18 protein-coding genes and 1 pseudogene are annotated in these 19,326 nt (G+C 71.9%); 10 read left to right on the plus strand and 9 right to left on the minus strand.

Annotated features, from left to right (window positions below):
- The first annotated feature begins 167 nt into the window (after positions 1–167).
- Entirely contained in the window at positions 168–656 is a 489-nt protein-coding gene (locus ACFY3L_RS16295) for an SDR family NAD(P)-dependent oxidoreductase (protein ID WP_389323622.1), read from the plus strand.
- Positions 657–674: 18 nt separating this feature from the next.
- On the opposite strand, the gene ACFY3L_RS16300 is transcribed toward ACFY3L_RS16295, so the two are convergent.
- Entirely contained in the window at positions 675–950 is a 276-nt protein-coding gene (locus tag ACFY3L_RS16300) for a hypothetical protein (RefSeq protein ID WP_389323625.1), read from the minus strand.
- Between the two features lie 174 nt (positions 951–1,124).
- Here ACFY3L_RS16300 and ACFY3L_RS16305 point away from each other — a divergent pair, with 174 nt between their 5' ends.
- Both ACFY3L_RS16305 and ACFY3L_RS16310 read left to right on the plus strand, forming a co-directional pair.
- Entirely contained in the window at positions 1,125–3,185 is a 2,061-nt protein-coding gene (locus tag ACFY3L_RS16305; protein ID WP_389323628.1) for a PQQ-dependent sugar dehydrogenase, read from the plus strand.
- Positions 3,186–3,437: 252 nt separating this feature from the next.
- Positions 3,438–4,289 carry a carbohydrate-binding protein gene (locus ACFY3L_RS16310; protein ID WP_389323631.1) on the plus strand — a complete coding sequence of 284 codons (852 nt, stop codon included), beginning with the start codon at positions 3,438–3,440 and terminating at the stop codon, positions 4,287–4,289.
- 8 nt (positions 4,290–4,297) lie between these two features.
- On the opposite strand, the gene ACFY3L_RS16315 is transcribed toward ACFY3L_RS16310, so the two are convergent.
- Positions 4,298–4,852, minus strand: a complete 555-nt coding sequence (locus tag ACFY3L_RS16315; protein ID WP_389323634.1) for a class I SAM-dependent methyltransferase — start codon at positions 4,850–4,852, stop codon at positions 4,298–4,300.
- 44 nt (positions 4,853–4,896) lie between these two features.
- On the opposite strand from ACFY3L_RS16315, the gene ACFY3L_RS16320 reads away from it, so the two are divergent.
- Positions 4,897–5,742 carry a helix-turn-helix domain-containing protein gene (locus ACFY3L_RS16320; protein ID WP_389323636.1) on the plus strand — a complete coding sequence of 282 codons (846 nt, stop codon included), beginning with the start codon at positions 4,897–4,899 and terminating at the stop codon, positions 5,740–5,742.
- An 8-nt stretch (positions 5,743–5,750) separates the two neighbouring features.
- On the opposite strand, the gene ACFY3L_RS16325 is transcribed toward ACFY3L_RS16320, so the two are convergent.
- From ACFY3L_RS16325 to ACFY3L_RS16345, 5 genes are all read right to left on the minus strand, one after another.
- A complete protein-coding gene (locus tag ACFY3L_RS16325) occupies positions 5,751–6,329 on the minus strand; it encodes a DUF4142 domain-containing protein (protein WP_389323639.1) in 579 nt (192 codons plus the stop codon).
- Between the two features lie 84 nt (positions 6,330–6,413).
- Positions 6,414–7,295: a DUF6292 family protein gene (locus ACFY3L_RS16330; RefSeq protein WP_389323642.1), complete on the minus strand. Its 882-nt coding sequence runs from the start codon at positions 7,293–7,295 to the stop codon at positions 6,414–6,416.
- A gap of 11 nt (positions 7,296–7,306) precedes the next feature.
- Positions 7,307–7,912 carry an SMI1/KNR4 family protein gene (locus tag ACFY3L_RS16335; protein ID WP_389323645.1) on the minus strand — a complete coding sequence of 202 codons (606 nt, stop codon included), beginning with the start codon at positions 7,910–7,912 and terminating at the stop codon, positions 7,307–7,309.
- 351 nt (positions 7,913–8,263) lie between these two features.
- Positions 8,264–8,914 (minus strand): response regulator, encoded by a 651-nt coding sequence (locus tag ACFY3L_RS16340; protein ID WP_389323648.1) that lies wholly within the window; start codon positions 8,912–8,914, stop codon positions 8,264–8,266.
- On the minus strand, positions 8,911–10,137 hold the full coding sequence (locus ACFY3L_RS16345; RefSeq protein ID WP_389323651.1) for a sensor histidine kinase: 1,227 nt from the start codon (positions 10,135–10,137) through the stop codon (positions 8,911–8,913). Before ACFY3L_RS16345 ends, ACFY3L_RS16340 begins: the two co-directional genes overlap by 4 nt.
- A 109-nt stretch (positions 10,138–10,246) precedes the next feature.
- Between ACFY3L_RS16345 and ACFY3L_RS16350 the strand changes: the two are divergent.
- The 3 genes and pseudogenes from ACFY3L_RS16350 to ACFY3L_RS16360 form a co-directional block, all read left to right on the plus strand.
- Positions 10,247–10,933 (plus strand): annotated as a pseudogene (locus tag ACFY3L_RS16350) (ABC transporter ATP-binding protein); the annotation flags it as partial.
- Positions 10,934–11,412: 479 nt separating this feature from the next.
- Complete coding sequence (locus tag ACFY3L_RS16355; protein WP_389323653.1) at positions 11,413–12,384, plus strand: ABC transporter permease subunit; 972 nt, start codon at positions 11,413–11,415, stop codon at positions 12,382–12,384.
- Positions 12,385–12,404: 20 nt separating this feature from the next.
- Positions 12,405–13,184: an arylamine N-acetyltransferase gene (locus ACFY3L_RS16360; RefSeq protein ID WP_389323656.1), complete on the plus strand. Its 780-nt coding sequence runs from the start codon at positions 12,405–12,407 to the stop codon at positions 13,182–13,184.
- A gap of 392 nt (positions 13,185–13,576) precedes the next feature.
- On the opposite strand, the gene ACFY3L_RS16365 is transcribed toward ACFY3L_RS16360, so the two are convergent.
- Positions 13,577–14,692, minus strand: a complete 1,116-nt coding sequence (locus ACFY3L_RS16365; RefSeq protein WP_389323659.1) for an epoxide hydrolase family protein — start codon at positions 14,690–14,692, stop codon at positions 13,577–13,579.
- Between the two features lie 238 nt (positions 14,693–14,930).
- On the opposite strand from ACFY3L_RS16365, the gene ACFY3L_RS16370 reads away from it, so the two are divergent.
- The 3 genes from ACFY3L_RS16370 to ACFY3L_RS16380 are packed head-to-tail and all read left to right on the plus strand — an operon-like array spanning position 14,931 to position 18,473.
- Positions 14,931–15,650, plus strand: coding sequence for an ArsR/SmtB family transcription factor (locus ACFY3L_RS16370; RefSeq protein WP_389323662.1), 720 nt, complete (start codon positions 14,931–14,933; stop codon positions 15,648–15,650).
- Entirely contained in the window at positions 15,628–16,935 is a 1,308-nt protein-coding gene (locus ACFY3L_RS16375) for an MFS transporter (RefSeq protein WP_389323665.1), read from the plus strand. The genes ACFY3L_RS16370 and ACFY3L_RS16375 overlap by 23 nt, the downstream gene beginning before the upstream one ends.
- A 41-nt stretch (positions 16,936–16,976) precedes the next feature.
- Positions 16,977–18,473, plus strand: a complete 1,497-nt coding sequence (locus tag ACFY3L_RS16380) for an alkaline phosphatase family protein (RefSeq protein ID WP_389323668.1) — start codon at positions 16,977–16,979, stop codon at positions 18,471–18,473.
- Positions 18,474–18,597: 124 nt separating this feature from the next.
- Here the strand turns inward: ACFY3L_RS16380 and ACFY3L_RS16385 are convergent, their stop codons facing one another.
- A complete protein-coding gene (locus tag ACFY3L_RS16385) occupies positions 18,598–19,326 on the minus strand; it encodes a hypothetical protein (RefSeq protein WP_389323671.1) in 729 nt (242 codons plus the stop codon).

Raw genomic sequence — 19,326 nt, forward strand, 5'->3', positions numbered from 1 at the left:
CCTCTCCCTCCGGAAGGGCAACGACATGCTCGTGGACGCCGCCGCCAACCCGGGCCTGCGGTGGGTGCGGCTCGACGTGTCGGACCCGGCGTCGATCGCCGTCGTCGGGCCGCAGCTGATCGCCACGTATCCGGGCCTCAACGTGGTGGTCAAGCAACGCCGGCATCATGTTCGGCGACGACCCGGCCGAGCCGATCGACGACGCCGCGCTGACCGCGATCGTCGCCACGAACCTGCTCGGCCCGATCCGGCTCAACTCGGCGTTCATCACCCACCTGCGGTCGCTGCCGTCGGCGACGATCGTCAACGTCAGCTCGATGCTCGGCTACGCGCCGCTGGCGTCCTCGACGCTGTACTCGGCGACGAAGGCGGCCCTGCACTCCTGCACGCTGTCGCTGCGGTACCGCCTGCGGGACACCTCGGTGCCGGTGCTGGAGATCGCGCCGCCCTACCCGCAGACCGACCTCATACAGGTGAACCTGACCGACCCCCGGGCGGTGCCGCTGCGGGACTACTTGGACGAGACCATGGCGGTCCTCGCCACCGACGAGGTCGAGATCCTCGTGCGGCGGGCCGCGGAGCGCCGCGACGCGCAGCGCCCCGACGAGGTCGGGTACACCCAGCGGTTCAACGACATGATGCGCGGCGCCCGGTAGACCGGTGCCCGGTTTCGATCAGAACGGGGCGGGGCCGGTGCCGGTCAGCGACATCAGCACCTGGGTCGCCAGGAGGCGCCGCACGCCGGTGACGGCGACCGTGCCGACCTGATCGTACGGCAGTTCGATCTGCCCACCGGTCGCCTCGCGCACCTCCGCGCTCGTCTCGTTGGGGCGGAACGTGCCGCTCCAGCTGCCGGGCGCGCCGCGGTTGTTGGTGTTCAGCGACGCCATGCCGGTGACCCGTGCCCCGGTGGTGAGGATCAGCGTCGCGGGTCCCGAGTAGGTGGTCATGAGGTCGACGGTATCGGCCGGCGGCCTTCCGGGTCTATGGAAGGCCCACTTGAGGGGTGCCTGAAATACGCCTTAATTGCGGCTCCGAGCCATCCTGACAACGTTGCCACATGCATATTTTTGGTCTTCGATCGGAGTTGTGGCACTTTGCACTGATCAATGCATGGAGGCATGATGCGCATCCCGAAACGGCTACTGGCGGCGGGGTTCGCCGCCGCAGGCGTGGTCACCGTCGTCACCGTCGCGGTCCGGGCACCGGCCGAGGCCGCGACCGGCTCGACCGTCGTCAGCGCCGCCTCCGGCCGCTGCCTCGACGTCGTCGGCCAGTCACAGGCGGACAAGGCCCTCGTCAACATCTACGACTGCAACGGCCAGGCGAACCAGGCGTGGACCTTCACCGCCGCCGGGGAGCTCCGGGTGTACGACTCCCCCAAGTGCCTGGACGTCGCCGGGCACGACACCACCGCCCCGGCGACCGCGCAGATCTACACCTGCAACGGCGGTGCCAACCAGAAGTGGCGGATCAACACCAACGGCACCATCACCGGCGTCGAGTCGGGCCTGTGCCTCGACGTGACCGGCGCCGCCACCGCCAACAGCACCCCGGTCGCCCTGTGGACCTGCAACGGGCAGAGCAACCAGCGGTGGACGACCACGGCCGGCGACACTCAGCCGCCGACGGTGCCCGGCAACCCCCGGGTCAGCAACCTCGTCTGCGACGCCGTCACCTTCTCCTGGAACGCTTCCACCGACAACGTGGGCGTCGCGTTCTACGACGTCTTCCACGACGGCCAGCTGATGAAGTCCGTGACCACGCTGTCCACCGACCTCACCGTCGTCCCCGGGGTCACCTGGGGGCTGTACGTCAACGCCCGCGACGCCGCCGGCAACGTCTCGCAGGCCAGCACGACGGTGCCGATCACGCCACCGCAGTGCCAGGCCGACACCACGCCGCCGACCGCACCGACCGGGCTCACCGGATCCGCCTCCGGCACGACCGTGACCCTGCGGTGGACCGCCGCCACCGACAACATCCAGGTCCGCGCGTACGACATCTACCGCGACAATGCGAAGGTCGGCACGATCACGGGGACCGGCACCACCACCCCCGCGACCACGTTCGTCGACAGCGCCCTGGCCGCCGACCGGGCCTACGCCTACCAGGTCGTCGCCCGCGACGCGCAGGGCAACGTGTCGCCGCGCAGCAACACCGCCACCGTCACCACCGGCGCCGCGTGCGGCAGCTCGGTCTGCGCCGTCACGCAGATCGGCACCGACACCGACATCCCGTGGGGCCTGGCCACCCTCCCGGACGGCACGATCCTCTACACCCGGCGCGACGCGCACGACATCGTCCGCCTCAACCCCGCCACCGGCGCGAAGAGCAGCATCGGCACGGTGCCGAACGTGCAGAACACCGACGGCGAGGGCGGCCTGCTCGGCCTGGCCGTCTCGGCGAACTACGCGACCGACCACTGGCTGTACATCATGCACACCTCGCCGTCGGACAACCGGATCGTGCGGATCAGGTACGAGAACGGCGCGCTGAACACCGGCAGCGAGCAGATCCTGCTCAGCGGCATCCTGCGCAACAAGTTCCACGACGGCGGCCGGCTGCGGTTCGGCCCCGACGGCAAGCTCTACGCCAGCACCGGCGACGCGCAGAACGGCGACAACGCGCAGAACCTCAACAGTCTCAACGGCAAGGTGCTGCGGCTCAACCCGGACGGCACCGTGCCGTCGGACAACCCGTTCGGCAACTACGTCTGGAGCTACGGGCACCGCAACCCCCAGGGGCTCGCGTTCGACTCGCAGGGCCGGCTGTGGGAGCAGGAGTTCGGCAACGCGATCATGGACGAGACCAACCTCATCCAGAAGGGCGGCAACTACGGCTGGCCGGCGTGCGAGGGCACCTCCGGCACGTGCGGCACCGCCGGATACATCGCGCCGAAGCGCACGTACCCGACGGCGGACGGCTCCTGCTCAGGCATCGCGATCGTCCGTGACGTGCTGTACATCGCCTGCGAGCGCGGCACCCGCATGTACCGGGCGGTCATCAGCGGCACCTCGCTGACGAACGTGCAGGCGTACTTCAACGGCACGTACGGCCGGCTCCGCACCGTCGAACCGGCGCCGGACGGCGGGCTGTGGCTGACCACCAGCACCACCGGCGACAAGGACAGCATCCCGAACAACAGCAACGAGAAGCTCTTCCACGTCACGCTCGGCGCCTGAGCCTTCGAACGGAACGGCCCGCCCTCTTCGGGCGGGCCGTTTCCCTTGGTATGTCAGCGGGCTGACCACATCTGCGCGGCCGTGCCGTTGTACTCCCACAGCCGCTGTTCGGCAAAATCTGTACAGAACCTGCGCCGCTGCAAATGCACCATGACCGCGGCGTTACGTCCATCGACCGATGCCGATTGCCTTGCCTAGTGTCGCGGTCGGGCCCGTTACGAGCGGGTCGACCAGCGAACCGAGGAGCCGGCAATGACAGGCCAGCACGACGACCCCGCCCTGGACGAGAACCGTCCGGGCGGACCCGCCATGACCCGCAAGCAGTTGCTGCGCGCCGCGCTCGTCGCCGCGCCGGTGCCGATCCTGCTCGCGGGGGTGCCGGCGCTCGCCCGGGACACCGACCCGGCGAGCCTGGCGCCGACGCCGATGTGCGACGACGGCGACGACGAGACGCCACCGCAGATGGAAGGCCCCTACTTCAAGCCCAACTCACCGCAGCGCACCGCGATCGCGACCGGCCTGCCCGGCACCCGGCTCACGGTGTCCGGCTACGTCTTCGGTACGTCGTGCAACCCCGTCGCCAACGCGCTGCTGGATTTCTGGCAGGCCGACAACGCCGGGGCGTACGACAACGCGGGGTACCGGCTGCGCGGGCACCAGTACACCAACGGGCAGGGGGCGTTCAGCCTCACCACGATCGTGCCGGGGCTCTACCCGGGGCGGACGCGGCACCTCCACGTGAAGGTGCAGGCGCCCGGCCAGCCGATCCTCACCACGCAGCTGTACTTCCCCGGCGAGCCGCGCAACTCGACCGACACCCTCTACGACCCGCGGCTGCTGATGACCGTCCGCTCCGTCAGCGGCGGACGGGAGGCGACGTTCGACTTCGTGCTCGACGTGCCGGGCGTGCCGCCGACCTCCCCTCCGACCACACCTCCGTCGACCCCGCCGTCGACCCCCGGTGGCACGTGGGCCGCCGGTCAGGCGTACGCCGCCGGTGCCCAGGTCACCTACGCCGGAGTGGCGTACCGCTGCCTGCAGGCGCACACCGCGCAGCCCGGCTGGGAGCCGCCGAACGTGCCCGCCCTGTGGCAACGCCTCTGACTGTTGGATTACCGGGGCTTCGCGGCACGGAACCGTAGGGAGGGGCCGCCGGTGCTGACCGCCGGGTCGGGGAATCCGGCCCGGCGCAGCCTTTCCGGGAGGTCCGCGGGGTCGACGGGCACCATGACGTCGCCGACGTGCAGCAGCCGGAAGCGGCGGCTCACGAGGCTGTCGCTGCCCGCGAACACGCCGCCGGCAGCCAGCACCCGGCACGCCTCGGCGAACAGCTGGTCCTGCAGTTCGCGCGACGGCACGTGGTGCAGCATCGTGAAGCACACCACGGCGTCGAAGCTGCCGTCCGGGAACGGCAGGTCCGTCCCGTCGCCCTGCACGACGTTCTCGAACGTCGCCCTCAGCCGCGCCACGTGCTCCGGGTCGATCTCCACCGCGGTCAGGTCGGCGCAGGCACGCGCCAGGACACGGGTCGTCGCGCCGAACCCGGGCCCGATCTCCAGCACCCGGCCGTGCAGCGGGACACCGTTGAGCGCCCACGGCAGCAGCCGGCGCTCGACGGTCCTGCCCCAGCGGGCGGAGCGGCACAGAACATTGTGGATGCCGTTCATGGTTGCGACGGTACGGTGACCGTCCGCCGCTACACTGCCAACCAATGTCGAGTTCCAGCCATCCGGTGATCGTCGCGCGGGACTTCCAGCTCGCGGCGCGCACCCGGTTCCCCAAGCATCGCCACGCCACGCACCAGCTGGTCTGGGCGGCGAAGGGCGTCGTCAGCATCACCGCGCCCGGCGGGGTCTGGGTGCTGCCGGCGACGCGGGCGCTGTGGATCCCGGCGGGGACTCCGCACGCCCTGGAGGGTGGGCCGGCGGTGGCACGGGCCGTCTATGTCGACCGGGCCCCGCGCGGCTTCCGCACCCCGACCGTCGTCGTGGTCACCCCGCTGCTGCGCGAGCTGGCCGCCCACCTCGCGGCGTTCCCGGCTCACCCTGGCTCCTCCGAGGCCGCGCACACCTCTGACGCGCGGCCCTCTGAAGCCGCGCTGTCCTCTGAAGCCGCACGGTCCTCTGAGGTCGCACGGTCCTCTGAGGTCGCGTGTTTCTCTGACGCCGCCCGGCGGCGGGCCGAGGCCGTGCTGCTGGATCTCCTGCAACCGGCCGGTGTCGCGACGATCGACGTGCCGATGCCCGCCGACCCGCGGGCGCTGCTGGTCGCCGAGGCGGTCGTCGCCCGCCCTTCCGACGGGCGCGACCTCGACGGCTGGGCCCGGCACGCGGGCGCGAGCGCCCGGACCCTGGCGCGACTGTTCACCGACGGCACGGGGATGAGCTTCGGCCGCTGGCGCACCAACGTCCGGCTCCGCGCGGCGCTGTCCCTCCTCGCCACCGGCACGCCGGTCGCGGTGGTGGCCCGCCGGGTCGGTTACCGCTCGCCGAGCGCGTTCATCGCCGCGTTCCGGCAGGCGTTCGGCGTCTCCCCGGGCGCGTACTTCAGCCCTTGATCCTGGCCTCAGTCACCGGGGACCGGGACGGGCGTCGGCAGCGGCACGGGCGCCGTGCACCGGACGTCGGCGAGCGTGTCGCCGATCATCGCCTGATGCTCGCGCAGCAGCGGCAGCGCCTTCCGCGCGAACGTCCTCAGCTTCGCGTTGCGCCCGTGGTCCGCCTCCTTCTCGAACACCCCGATCGCCGCCACATGGTCGAAGAACTCGACCGGCGCGTACGAGCAGTCGAACACCGGCCCGGTCGTGGTCCCGAACAGCGTCAGGATCGCGTCCTGCTCCTCGCTCGGCGCGTCCGGCACGTCCAGGCCCAGATCCTTCCCCAGCGCGCTCAGCTCCGCGCCGGCCTTCGTATGGTCCACGACCATCCGGTTGCCGAAGTCGCGCACCCCCTTGTCGTGCGCCTGCTGCGCGGCCATCCGCCCGGCGGCGACCTCGAACGCGCCCCCGTGCCCGGCCGCCGCGACGAACGCCCGGTCCTGCGCGGAAACCCCTCCACCGGCGGCGAGCGCCGGGTCCGCGGCCCCGGTGGCGGCGAGAGCGACGGCAGCGGGCAGGGCACAGAGCCGGATGAGTGCGGCACGCATGGCATTGACCTCCAATGTTGGCGTCGTTGTCTCATGTACCGTTTCCCGCCACCGACACCAGTAACGCCTAGTACGGTTGCAACTTCATTCCGTGACCGCCACGTGTCGCCAGACGGCGTCCCAGCTGATCGGGTAGTCGTACCCCGCGAGCCGCACCCAGTACAGGTCCTCGTCGCCGGCCCGCTGCGGCAGCACCGCCACCACGGTCCGCCGCTCGCCCGGCAGGTCCGGGAGGTGAATCTCGTCGCCGACGTGTGGGAGGGGCGGCGGCTCGTACCAGAGCAACCGCCGCCCGAAGTGCTCCTGCCGCCACCCCGGATCGGTGCGGCACACCGTCGGCGCCCCGTCGGCGTCTGCCGATACCGGATACGCGCCGAGCCCTTCGAGTAGCTGCCATCCGTGGTACCGCCACGCCTTCCGCCCCGGCACCGCCAGGTCCCCGTCGAGGTGCCGGACGATCCGGTCGGCCACGCCGTCCGGCTCGGGCAGCACCCCGTCGTACCAGTGCCAGCACCGCTGCGCCGCTTGCCGACCCTCCGGGGTTTCCTCCGAAAGCCGGTCGATCACCGTCGACCAGCCGCGCCCACTGCTCCACTCGACGGCGAACCCGCGCGCCGCCGGGTGCGCTCCGACCGCCCTGGCCAGATCGATCACCAGCCGCCCGCACAGGTCGAGCGGCGGCCGGTCCAGCTCCCGGCACAGCACCCCCACGCCTCGCTCCGCCAGCGCCCGCTCGACGGCGAGGAGGTACCCGAGCTGCGGATACCGCCCCGCGAGCAGGACCGGATCGGTGCCGTCCGCACCCTCCCGCAGCGCCATGATGCCGGCGGTCGCCTCCAGCAATTGGCGGACGTCCCCACCCCAGCCCGCCGCGAGCGTACGGGCGGCGAGCTCCAGCTCGAACCCCGCGACCTCCCGCACGCCGGACAGCACGATGAGCACCTCGGCCCGCCGCACCGTCGACACGGCAGCAGATCCTACCGACGCCTCAGTCGCCGTAGCCGGCCGAGCAGTCCCGGCCCCGCCGACCGCCTCGCGGCGGCTTTCCTTCTGCCAGACGACAGATTCACGCGCGGTCCGACCCAGTCCTGGAACATGACCGGCGCGCCGACCACATCGCATGAGCATGGATGGCTGGACATGTTGCACGACGGCAGCCACGTGTACTCGTTCTGGCGTCCTTGGCGCGACCAGTCGTTTTTCCACACGGTCCCGACATGCTCGCCGGTGACCACCATGATGGTGCAGAACGTGCAGCCGTGCTCAGCGATGATCAACGCACCGTCGACCAGGCACTCATCTTCGTCCTCATGCTGGTCGTACATGCTTGCGCAGATCCCGTCGACCATCGTGAACGGTCGACGCACGTGCTCGAACGAAGCCGTCGTGTCCGGCCGGTTGACGCCCGGCAGGCGCGACGGCCGTAGCAAGCCACCCCATCCCGACTCGAGCTCCGCACCGAAGGCGAGCATGAACGCGCGGTATTCGCCCGGGAGCGCCACCCCCAGCCTCGCCTCCACCGCATCGAGGTCCTCGACGGTGACCGGACCTGACTCCGAGCCGCATCCAGCGTCGAAATCCATGTCGGCCAGTATGGCCCGCAGCGCCACCCACTTCCGACGCCCGACTGACCGCCCGCCCGGGACCACCCGCCCGGAACTGCCCGCCGCTCGGGACTGCCCGCCGCCCGCGACCACCCGCCCGGAACTGCCCGCCGCTCGGGACTGCCCGCCGCCCGCGACTGCCCGACGCCCGCGACTGCCCGCCGCTCGGGACTGCCCACCGCCCGCGACTGCCCGACGCCCGCGACTGCCCGCCGCTCGGGACTGCCCACCGCCCGCGACTGCCCACCGCCCGCGACTGCCCGACGCCCGCGACTGCCCGACGCCCGCCACTACCCGCCCGGGGCCACCGCGCCCGTCAACCACTGTGTCTCACTCGGGACCGGCGACGACACCGTGCTCCCATGCCCAAGCAGCGATCTCGACCCGGTTGCGCAGCCCGAGCTTGGTCTGGATGCCTGCGACGTGGCTCTTGACGGTGCTCAGCGAGATGAACAGCTCACTGGCGACCTCCAGGTTCGTGCGCCCCCGAGCGATCGAGCGCGCCACATCTGTCTCCCGCTCCGTCAACGGCTTCGCAGTGCTCTTCGCCACCGGCACCGTCATCCGCCGCAGCAGCCGCACCGTCACCGACGGCGAGATGAGCGCATCCCCGGCATGCGCGGCCCGAACCGCCTCAACCAGCAGCACCGGCCCTGCGTCCTTCAGCAGAAACCCGGCAGCGCCACCTCGCAACGCCCCGTAGACGTACTCGTCGATGTCAAACGTCGTCACCACGATGACCCGCAGCGGATCCGCGACACCCGGCCCAGCAAGCGCCCTCGTCACCTCAACCCCATCGGCCCCGGGCATCCGAACGTCCACAAGACACACGTCAGGCCGCAACCGCCGAGCGGTCTCAATGGCGGTGAGCCCGTCGGCGACCTCCGCAATGACGGCCATGTCCGGCTGGTCCTCAAGGATCATCCGCAGGCCGCTACGGATCAACGCCTGGTCGTCGGCGATCATCACTCGAATCGTCATCGTGAACCTGGCAACGACCCGGACGACGGCGACTCCAGCTGCGGAGCGGACGACACATTGCTCGTGTCGATCGACGTGGCCGCCTTCGTGCTGTGCTGCGGTGCCGTGGCATGCCCGGGCAACGGTAGGCTGCCCTGCACCTGCCACCCTCCGCCCGGAGCAGGACCCGCGGAGAGTGTGCCACCGAGGGCCTCGACCCGCTCACGCATGCCCACGATGCCGTATCCACTGTGGACCGGCGGCGGAGCGCTCTCGCCGTCGTCGGCGACGCGGACCATCACCGTCCCGTCCGACTCGGACAGCGCGACGGTGACCGAGCGCGCGTGGGCGGCATGACGGGCCACGTTGGTCAGCGACTCCTGCACGACCCTGTGGACCGCACCGGCCACCTCCACCGGCCACCGGTCCTCGTCCGCCGGGAGCTCCAGGTGAACCGGTGGACCGGTCCGCTCGAACCTCCAGACGAGGTCCGCGATCCGCTCCTGCCCCGCCGACACGTCCCAGCCGCTCGCACCGTCGCCCGCGTCGTCGCGGAGCACCCCGACCACCCGGCGGACGGCGGCGAGCGCCTCCGCGCCGGCGGCCTCGATGTCGGCGAACGTCTTTCCCGCCTTCACCGGGTCCCGCCGGGCCACCAACTGTGCCGCCTGCGCCTGGACGACGATGCCCGTGACGTAGTGGGCGACGACGTCGTGCAGCTCCCGGGCGATGCTGAGCCGTTCGTCGCGACGGACCTCCTCCACGGCCGCGAGCCTGCGCGCGTCGAGCAGACGCAGCCCGACCCCGGCGACCAGGCCGGCTGCCCACGCGAGCGCGCCGAACATGGTCACTGCGAACGCGCCGGACTCACCCGGATGCGTGAACGCGCCAACGGTGATGACGGCGAGACTCGACGCGGCGATCCAGGCGGCCACCCGCAACGGCTCGACACGCGCCACGGAGCCCAGCAGCACCGCGAGCGCGAGGGACACAGCGGGCCCTGGCTCAGCGGGCAGACCCGCGATCGGCGCGGCGCACACGGCCACGACTGCCACCGTCAAGCCGGCCACCGCGGCCCGCAACCTGCCACGGTGCCGCAGCAGCGCAGCGACCCCAACCAGCGTGCCGGCAAGCGCGCCTGGCAGGAAGTATGCGCCGCCCCAACTGGCCGCGATGGCGACCGCCGTGCCGGCCACCACAGTGGCGAGCGCGGCGGCGAGACCGATGTTCCCCGCGAACTTCACGGCACCAGCCTAGGAGTGTCACGGGCGGGCCGTACCGGTCAAAAGTAGGGTTCTGCAGACCCGTCCTTGGACTGATGTGCCTCGGCTGCGGCGTGACGACGATTGGCGCATGTTCACTTCAGCACCACCGCCGGCCCTGGAGGCCGAGGGCCTCACGAGACGCTACGGGCGACGGACCGCCCTCGCCGACTGCACGCTGCGGGTGCCGCCCGGGCGGATCGTCGGGCTCGTCGGGCCCAACGGCGCCGGCAAGTCGACGCTGCTGCAGCTCGCCTGCGGGCTGATCGCGCCCACGTCGGGGACCGTCCAGGTGCTCGGAGCTCGGCCTGGGACGCGGCTGGACCGGGTCGGGTTCGTCGCCCAGGACACACCTGTCTATGCGACCTTGACCGTCGCCGAGCACCTGCGGCTCGGGGCGCGCCTCAACCCGGGATGGGACGCGGCGTTCGCGCAGCGGCGGGTGGCGGCGCTCGGCCTCGACCCGAAGCAGCGCGCCGGTCGGCTCTCCGGCGGGCAGCGGGCCCAGTTGGCGTTGACCGTCGCGGCCGCGAAGCGACCTGATCTGCTCATCCTCGACGAGCCCGTCGCGGCGCTCGACCCGCTTGCGAGGGAGGGGTTCCTGCGCACGCTGATCGAGTCGGTGACGGAGCTCGGTGCGACCGCGATGTTGTCGTCACACCTGCTGTCGGACGTCGAGCGGGTCTGCGACCACCTGATCATCCTCGCGGGCGGCCGGGTGCGGCTCGCGGGCGACGTCACCGCGCTCCTGGACGCTCACCACCGGGTGCCGTTCCCGCCGCCGGGCGCTGACGTGGTGCATGGCGCGGTCGTGCGTGGACCGCTGCCGGCAGGCGACGGCTTCCACGGCGCGCGAGCAGGAAGAGCGGCGGGAGCGGAAGGCACGGCGAGAGCTGCGGGCGCGGAAGGAGCGGAAGGCACGGCGGGAGCCGCTGGAGCAGCGGGAGCGGAAGGACCTGCGGGAGCGGAACGAGCCGCGGGAGCGGAGCGGGCGGCGGGAACAGCGGGAGCGGAAGGAGCTGCACTCGCGGACCGAGCGGCGAGAGCGGACCGAGCGACGGGAGCGGAACGGGCGGCGGGAGCGGAACGGGCGGCGGGAGCGGAACGGGCGGCGGGAGCGGAACGGGCGGCGGGAGCGGAACGGGCGGTGGGTGCGGAACGGGCGGCGGGAGCGGAGCGGGCGACGCGGGCCGGTTCGGATGCGGGACCCGTGCGGCTGGAGGAGCTCGTTCTCGCCTATCTGCAGGGCGGTGCGCGATGACGTGGCTCGCGTGGCGGCAGCTTCGTGCGCAGCTGCTGGTGACCGGCGGCGCGGTCGCGGTGCTCGCCGTGTACCTGATCATGCTCGGAGTGCAGATCCGCGACGGGCACCACGACGCCGTCGCGGCGTGCGGGGATATGTGTGGGTCGGCGCTGCGGGAGTTTCAGTCGCGGTTCGAGGGGCGGTTGCAACTTCTGGACGCGTTGCTGGTCGTGACGCCTGCGCTGCTCGGCATGTTCTGGGGTGCCCCGCTCGTCGCCCGGGAGTTGGAGTCGGGCACACACCGGCTCGTCTGGAATCAGAGTGTGACCCGCCGCCGTTGGCTGCTCGTGCGCCTGGCCGTGGTGTGTGCCGCCGCGGCGGCAGTGACCGGGGTGTTCAGCCTCCTGTTGACGTGGGCAGCGAGCCCCTACGACGCGGTCGCCGCCGATCGGTTCGACGCCGTCCTGTTCGGCACTCGCAACCTGGTGCCGGTCGCGTACACCTGCTGCGGCGTCGTGCTGGGTGCGCTGTGCGGGCTGTTACTGCGGCGCACGGTGCCCGCGATGGCGTTGACGGCGCTGCTGTTCGCGGCGGTGCAGATCGCGATGCCGATCGTGGCACGGCCACACCTCGCGGCGCCGGTGCACGGGTCGCAGGTCATGTCCGCGGAGGTCATCCGGAACCTGAGCTTCCTCGGCCAGGACGCGGACGTCGAAGGGCTCAGCGCGCCGAACACCTGGATCGTCTCGAACAGCCGGCTGCTGACCGCGGACGGCAAGGTGGTCGGGCTCGATCGGTACAACGGCTGCTTGTCGGGGCAGTTCGACGTCATGGCGCAGTGCCTCGCCGCGCTGGACCTGCACGTCGAGGTCGCCTATCACCCTGGTGAACGCTACTGGCGCTTCCAGTGGCTGGAGTCGCTGCTGTACGTGACGGCGGCCCTCCTGCTCGCTGCGCTCGCGCTGTGGCGGATCAGGGTCGCGTGAGAGAGACGTAGGCTGGCGCGATGGACTCGTACCTCGAGAGGATCGGCGTGACACGGCCCGCCGTCGCCGACCTGGCCGCGCTGCGGGTGCTGCAACGGGCGCACCTGATGGCGGTGCCGTTCGAGAACCTGAGCGTCCACCTCGGAGAGGAGATCGTGCTGGACTCCGCGGCGCTCGTCGCGAAGGTCGTCGACCGGCGGCGCGGCGGGTTCTGCTACGAGCTCAACGGTGCGTTCGCGGCGTTGCTGGCTTGGCTCGGGTACGAGGTGACGTTGCATTCGTGCCGGGTGTGGACGGGTGAGCGGTTCGGGGTGCCGTTGGATCACATGGCGCTGCGGGTCCAGCTGGACGCGCCGTATCTGGTGGATGTGGGGTTCGGCAGGTTCGCCCAGCACCCGTTGCGGATGGACGTCATCGATCCGCAGCTCGACCCGGCGGGTGTCTTCGAGGTGCTGCCCGAAGGGGCCGACCTGGCGGTCCGCGGTGACGGAGGATGGGAGTACCTGCTGGATCAGCGGCCGTTCGAGCTGGGCGATTTCACGCCCCTGAGCTGGTGGCACCGGACGTCGCCGGCATCCCACTTCACGCAGAAGCTGACCTGCTCGATCGTGACGGACACCGGCCGGGTCACGCTCAGTGGGCGCACCCTGATCACCACGGCCGACCCTGCTGGCGGGAGCGGTGGCAGTGGTGGGCGGACGGAGCGCGTGCTGGAGGACGACGCCGAGGTGCTGGCTGTGTACCGCGACATGTTCGGCATCACGCTGGACACCGTGCCGGTGGTCAACGTGCGCGGCTGAGGTGGCCGAGCAGGCTCAGCACCGCGCCCGTCGCGAGCGTGCGTGGCCGCCGAACCGGTGCATCCGGCGCAGCCGCGGCAGACACACGCAATGACGTCCCCGGGGGTTCACCTGGATCCACCTCGGCAAGCAGGCGCCGGCCAGGCTCCACTGTGTCGTCCCCCGCGAATGGGCGTGCATTGGCAGGTGTCTACGCTGCCCCGGTCCCGCGATAAGACGCCTGAATTGGCTACCCGCTGCGGTGGCGGCAATTCGACGGCGGGACTGGGGCAGCAGGACCGGGGCGCACGGCAGCCGAGGTAGCGGCGGCGGCCGGCTCAGCAGCGACCCGAGCAGCAGCGACCCGAGCAGCAGCGACCCGAGGAGCAATCACCCGAGCAGCAGCGACCGGGTCAGCGCACGGTGCGGAAGAAGGTGCGGACCTCGTCGACGAACAGGTCGGGGACCTCGAGGGCGGCGAAGTGGCCGCCGCGGTCGTACTCGGCCCAGTGGGTGACGTTGTTCAGCTGCGACGCGAACCGGCGGATCGCGATGTCCTCGGCGAAGTTCGCCACGCCGGTCGGCACCGTGGAGGGGGTCGGCCAAGTGTGGGTGTGCATCGACTCGTAGTACATCTGCGCAGACGACGCACCGGTGTTGGTGAGCCAGTAGAGGGTCGCGTGGGTCAGCACGTGGTCAGGGTCGATGGAGCCGGCCGGGTGGGCCCAGTCGTGGAACTTCTCGCCGATCCAGGCGAGCTGCCCGACGGGCGAGTCGGCGAGGCCGAAGCCGAGCGTGTGCGGCTTGCTGGCCTGGATCTGGAAGTAGCCGCTTCCGGAGTCGTGGAAGCGCTGCATCCGGTCGAAGCGCGCCTGCTCGGCGTCGGTGAGCACGGTGCCCTCGGGCAGGCCGCCGAACGGGATGAAGCCGGCCGTCGCAGCGTTGACGTGCACGCCGACGACGTGCTCGGGGGCGACGCGGCCCAGGTCGGGGGCGATGAACGCGCCGAAGTCGCCGCCCTGGGCGCCGTAGCGGTCGTAGCCGAGCCGGGCCATCAGCTGCGCGTACGCGGTGGCGATCCGCCGGGCGTCCCAGCCCGCGCCGGCCGGCCCGGTGAAGCCGAAGTTGGGGTGCGACGGGATCACCAGGTGGAACGCGTCGGCCGGATCGGCGGGCTTGGTCAGCGGCTCGATGACCTGCAGAAACTCGGCGAAGGAGCCGGGCCAGCCGTGTGCGAGCAGCACCGGCAGCGCGCCGTCGTGCGGGGACCTGACGTGCAGGAAGTGGATGTCCTGGCCGTCGATGCGGGTGGTGTACTGCGGGTGCCGGTTGATCTGCTCTTCGACCGCGCGCCAGTCGAACTTCGTCCACCGGTCCACGAGCTCCCGCAGGTGCTCGACCGGCGCACCCCGCTCCCAGCCCACCCCCGGCACCTGTGCCGGCCAGCGGACCCCGGTGAGCCGGCGGCGCAGGTCGTCCAGGTCGGCCTGGTCGACGTGAACCCGGAACGGGGTGATCTCGTTGCCCATCGCACGCACTCCTCGGTCGTCAGCTTCGGGCGTCCCTGGCCCGCCGCAGCCCAGTCTGCTCGGGGATGCGGACAGCCCCCGTCCTGATCTACCGGCGAAGGGCGAAGTCCGTCATTGAGCGAAGGCGACGGCTACCCATCGGGCGGCCGAGATCGACTGGATCTGAGGTCTGAAAGAATCTTTCACATCGCATCGATCTGTGGCACTCTGAAAGCTACTTTCAGAGTTGGAGGACGCGGTGGGTAGAGAAGCGCGGCGGACGCTCAGCGAGCCGGAGGAGCTGCGGACCCTGGCCCACCCGGTCCGCTACGAGCTGCTGAACCATCTCATCGCCGCCGGCCCGGCGACGGCGTCGCAGTGCGCGCGGGCAGTCGGCGACACGCCGTCCAACTGCAGCTACCACCTGCGCGCCCTCGCCAAGGCCGGGCTCGTCGCGCCGGACGACACGAGCGAGCGGGACGGGCGTGAGCGGCCCTGGCGCGCCCTCGTCACCGGCTTCTCCGTGCCGCCCGACCCCGACCCCGACTCCCCGGAAGGCCGGCAGGCGGCCACGATCGCCGCCCTCGCCGTCCAGCGCGACCAGCGCCTCGTCCGCGCCTGGATGGCCCGCCGCGACAACGCCCCGCAACGGTGGCGCGACGCCGACCACTACGGGCTCTACACGCTGCGGCTCACCGCGGACGAGCTGCGGACCCTCGGCGACCAGATCGACGCGCTGATCCGCCCGTACATCGCCGCGACCCGCGACGACGCCCCGGACGGCGCACAGCTGGCCCACCTCGGCTTCCACGGCTTCCCGCTCACACGCGAAGACCTCACACGCGAAGACCTCACGAGCGAAGACCTCACGAGCGAAGACCCCACGCGCGACAACCCCACGAGCGACAACCCCACGAGCGAGGACCTCACACGCGACGACGACGAGGAGGCGCCCGATGCGCCCGCTGCGACACCGTGACTTCCGGCGGCTCTGGCTCGCCGGCCTCATCTCCGAATCCGGCGACTGGCTGCTGCTGGTCGCGCTGCCGATCCTGGTGTATCAGCTGACCGGGTCACCGTTGCAGACGTCGTACGCGTTCCTGATCGAGCTGGCGCCTGCCGTGCTGCTCGGCCCGCTCGCCGGGCACCTCGCCGACCGGTGGGACCGCCGACGGTTGCTGGTCACGGTCGTGGCGGTCCAGGCGGCCGCGCTGCTGCCGCTGCTGCTCGTGCGGGACCGGGGCGACCTGCCGATCCTCTACGCGGTCATCGCGGTGGAGGCGGCGGCGCTCGCGGTGTTCGGCCCGGCCCGCAACGCCCTGCTGCCGACCCTGATCCCCGCCGAGGAACTGGTGCCGGCCAACGCGCTGCTCGGCTTCGGCCAGAACGCGGGCCGGCTCGTGGGCGGACCGGTCGGCGGGCTGCTCCTGGCGGCCAGCGGGCTGCCGGTCATCGTGGCGGTCGACCTGGTGACGTTCCTGGCGGCTGGTGTACTGATCGCCGGCGTGATGGCGGGGCCGCGCGCGGTCACCGATCCGGAGGCGCCGGCCGGCGGCGGGCTCGGCGGGCGCAGGGTCCGGATCGCGCTGGGCATCGCCGCGCTGGGCGGCGCCGCGCAGGGCATCTTCGTCGTGCTGTTCGTGGTGTGGGTCGCCCGCGCGCTCGGCGGCGGCGCGGCCGAGACCGGGCTGCTGCGCGGGGTCCAGGCGATCGGCGCGGTCGCCCTGGGCCTGCTGCTGGCCACGGCCCGGCGCACCCCGCCGCCCGGCACCCTGGTCGCCGCCGGCGCCGGCGCGTTCGGGCTGCTGTCCCTGCTCGTGTGGAACGGGCCTGACGTCACGACGGCGCTGCCGGTGTACGTCGTGCTGTTCATCCTGATCGGCGCGCCCGGCGTGGTGATGGTCACCGGGCTGGTGAGCCTGCTGCAGCAGGAGACCGCCGACGGCGCCCGCGGCAGGGTGTTCGGGGTGTTCGGCGCGGTCTTCGAGGGCAGCAGCGGCGCCGGCATGCTCGCCGCGGGGCTGCTCGCCGACCGTCTCGGCGTCGTGGCGCTGCTGAACGTCCAGGCCCTGCTCTACCTCGGTGCCGCAGCGGCGGCCGGCGTGATGCTGCGGCGCGTGGGGCCGGTGCCGCGCAGAGCACCGGCGGCCCCGACCGCGGCCGCCGGCATGGCGGCCGCTCGTACATCAGAGGAAAACGCGACATGGTCCGGACCTGTTGTCCGGGATCCCGCCTGGCGTGGGGACACCGTTCATTCTGATTGACTTCGATGCGTTGCGACGCGACCCCGACTCGGAGGTTTTCGATGCCACGATCGATCCTGGCCGGCGCCCTCGCCACCGGCCTGGCGCTCACCGGCGCCGCGCTCGTCACCACCGCAGCGCCCGCGCAGGCCGCCGCGCCCGTCAAGAAGCTGCTGGTGGTCGGCATGGACGGGCTCAACTGGGCGGCCGTGGTGGCCGCGAACGCACCCAACCTCGACGCCCTCGCCGCCGGCGGCACCCTCGGCGAGAGCCTGGTGTACTGCCCGGGCGTCGCGGCCTCCTCCAGCGGGCCCGGCTGGTCGACGATCGCGACCGGCGTGTTCCCCGACAAGCACGGCGTGAAGGACAACACGTTCGCCGGCAAGCAGTACGGGACCTACCCCGACTTCCTCACCCGCCTGGAGAGCGCCGACCCGGCCTACCGCACCTACTCGGCGGTCGACTGGGCCGTGCTGCACACGCAGGGCACGTTCGGTGCCGCGATCGACACCCGCGTCACGTTCGACGGCGACGCCGAGGGCTACGTCAGTGCCGACGCGAAGATCACCGCCGACGCGGTCAACCGGCTGCGCAACGACAACCCCGACGCGTCCTTCGTCTACCTGGGCAACACCGACGTCGTCGCGCACGCCAGCGGCACCGGCACGGCGTACCGGACCGCGATCGAGAAGCAGGACCAGCAGCTCGGCCAGCTGCTCGCGGCGATCGCGGCGCGCCCCACGTACAGCGGCGAGGACTGGCTGGTCGTCGTCACCACCGACCACGGCCACGCGAACCCCGGCGGCGGCCACGGCGGCTGCGGCATCGACGAGCGCCGCACGTTCGTCCTCGCCAAGGGCACCGGCGTCGCGGCCGGCGCCCGGCCGGTCGACACCCGCCTCGCCGACGTCGCGGCCACCGCGCTCGGCCACTTCGGCGTGAGCGCCGCCCTGGACGGCAAGCCCGTCTCCGTCCGCTCCAGCGACGCGTTCGACACCCTCGCGCCGTCGCTGCGGACGCGGGTCGACGAGACCGGCATCCCGGCGACGCTCAAGGGCTGGACGCCCACCGCGCCCGCCGGCTGGTCCGTCGACCGCAGCCGCATGCCGTCCGGCGGGGTCACCGAGTGGCACGGCTGGAGCTTCACCACCGACGAGTTCTGGAGCCGGGCGCAGAGCGGCCAGGAGCGGGAGAACGCGCTGCGCACCCGCGGCGTCTTCGCCGTCGCCGACTCCGACGAGTTCGACGACAAGGCCGGCGGCACCAGCTTCGACTCGACGCTGCTGTCCCCGTCCTACACCGTGACCGCCGGCAGCACGGTCCGGCTCAACTACGTGACGCACTACCGGCAGGAGGGCGCGCAGAAGGCCGACGTCCTCGTGTCGTTCAACGGCGGCGCCGACGTGCTCGTCAAGCGCTACAGCGCCGACGCGCGGGCGAAGGTCGAGTCGCTGCCCGTGACGGTCCCGGCCGGCGCGACCCGGATGGTCGTCAAGTTCCGCTACTACGACGCCAGCAACAACTGGTACTGGGCGATCGACGACCTGCGGATCGCTTGACCCCTGCCCGCGGGGCCCTCGTGAGCACCGTGAGGGCCCCGCTCGCAGCGGGCAGGCTCACCGGTTGACGATCGGCGCTGCGTCAGACGATCGCGGAGCTGATCCTGGAGGGCGTTCAGGGCCTTCAGGGCGGCGCCTGCGGCTGCAGGCAGTGTGATCCCGGCGCAACGTGTCCGGAGCACAGGTAGCACCAGGTGGCGGGGACCGTCTCGTGGCCCATCGCCGCGTAGACGATGGGGTCGGCGTGGTGCGCCACGTGCAGCGTCCGGTGGAAGTGCCGGACCGTCCACGAGTCCCGCCCGTCGCCCCAGGCCAACAGCGTCGCCTCGACGGCGGTGTCGTCGTCGCGCCACCACAGGTCGGCCGGGCCGCTCGCCTCGGGCACCGCGGGCGGCAGCGGGCGCTCGTCCGCGACCGGTGCGACGAGTGGCGGCGTGCGGCAGATGTACGTGCGGTGCGGCCATTCCCGGACCTCGACCAGCAGCGCGTGCTTCTCGATGCGCTGCTCGACGGAGCGGTCGATGACGCGGATCGGCCACTCGCCCAGGTCCAGCGCGGTGCGGCCGTCGAGGAGCACGTCGACGCCCCACGTCCAGTCGCCGTCCACGATGCCGGTGAACGCGGGACCCAGCGGCGTGTCGTGGACGGCGACACCGCCGCCCAGGCCGTGATCCATCGGGTTGCCGACGATGACCGGGTACTGCAGGCCGCCGTACGTGGCCTCGAACCGCACGAGCGCCTCGACGGCGTCCCCGGGCAGGTCCCCGGCGGCGGCCCGGATCGCCGCTTCCGGCATCGGCGGGTGACGGGTGGCGTGCTCGGCCAGGAACCGCTGGGCGCGGGCGGACAGCAT

Origin of the sequence: Dactylosporangium sp. NPDC000521 (assembly GCF_042898305.1) — a bacterium.
GTDB lineage: Bacteria > Actinomycetota > Actinomycetes > Mycobacteriales > Micromonosporaceae > Dactylosporangium.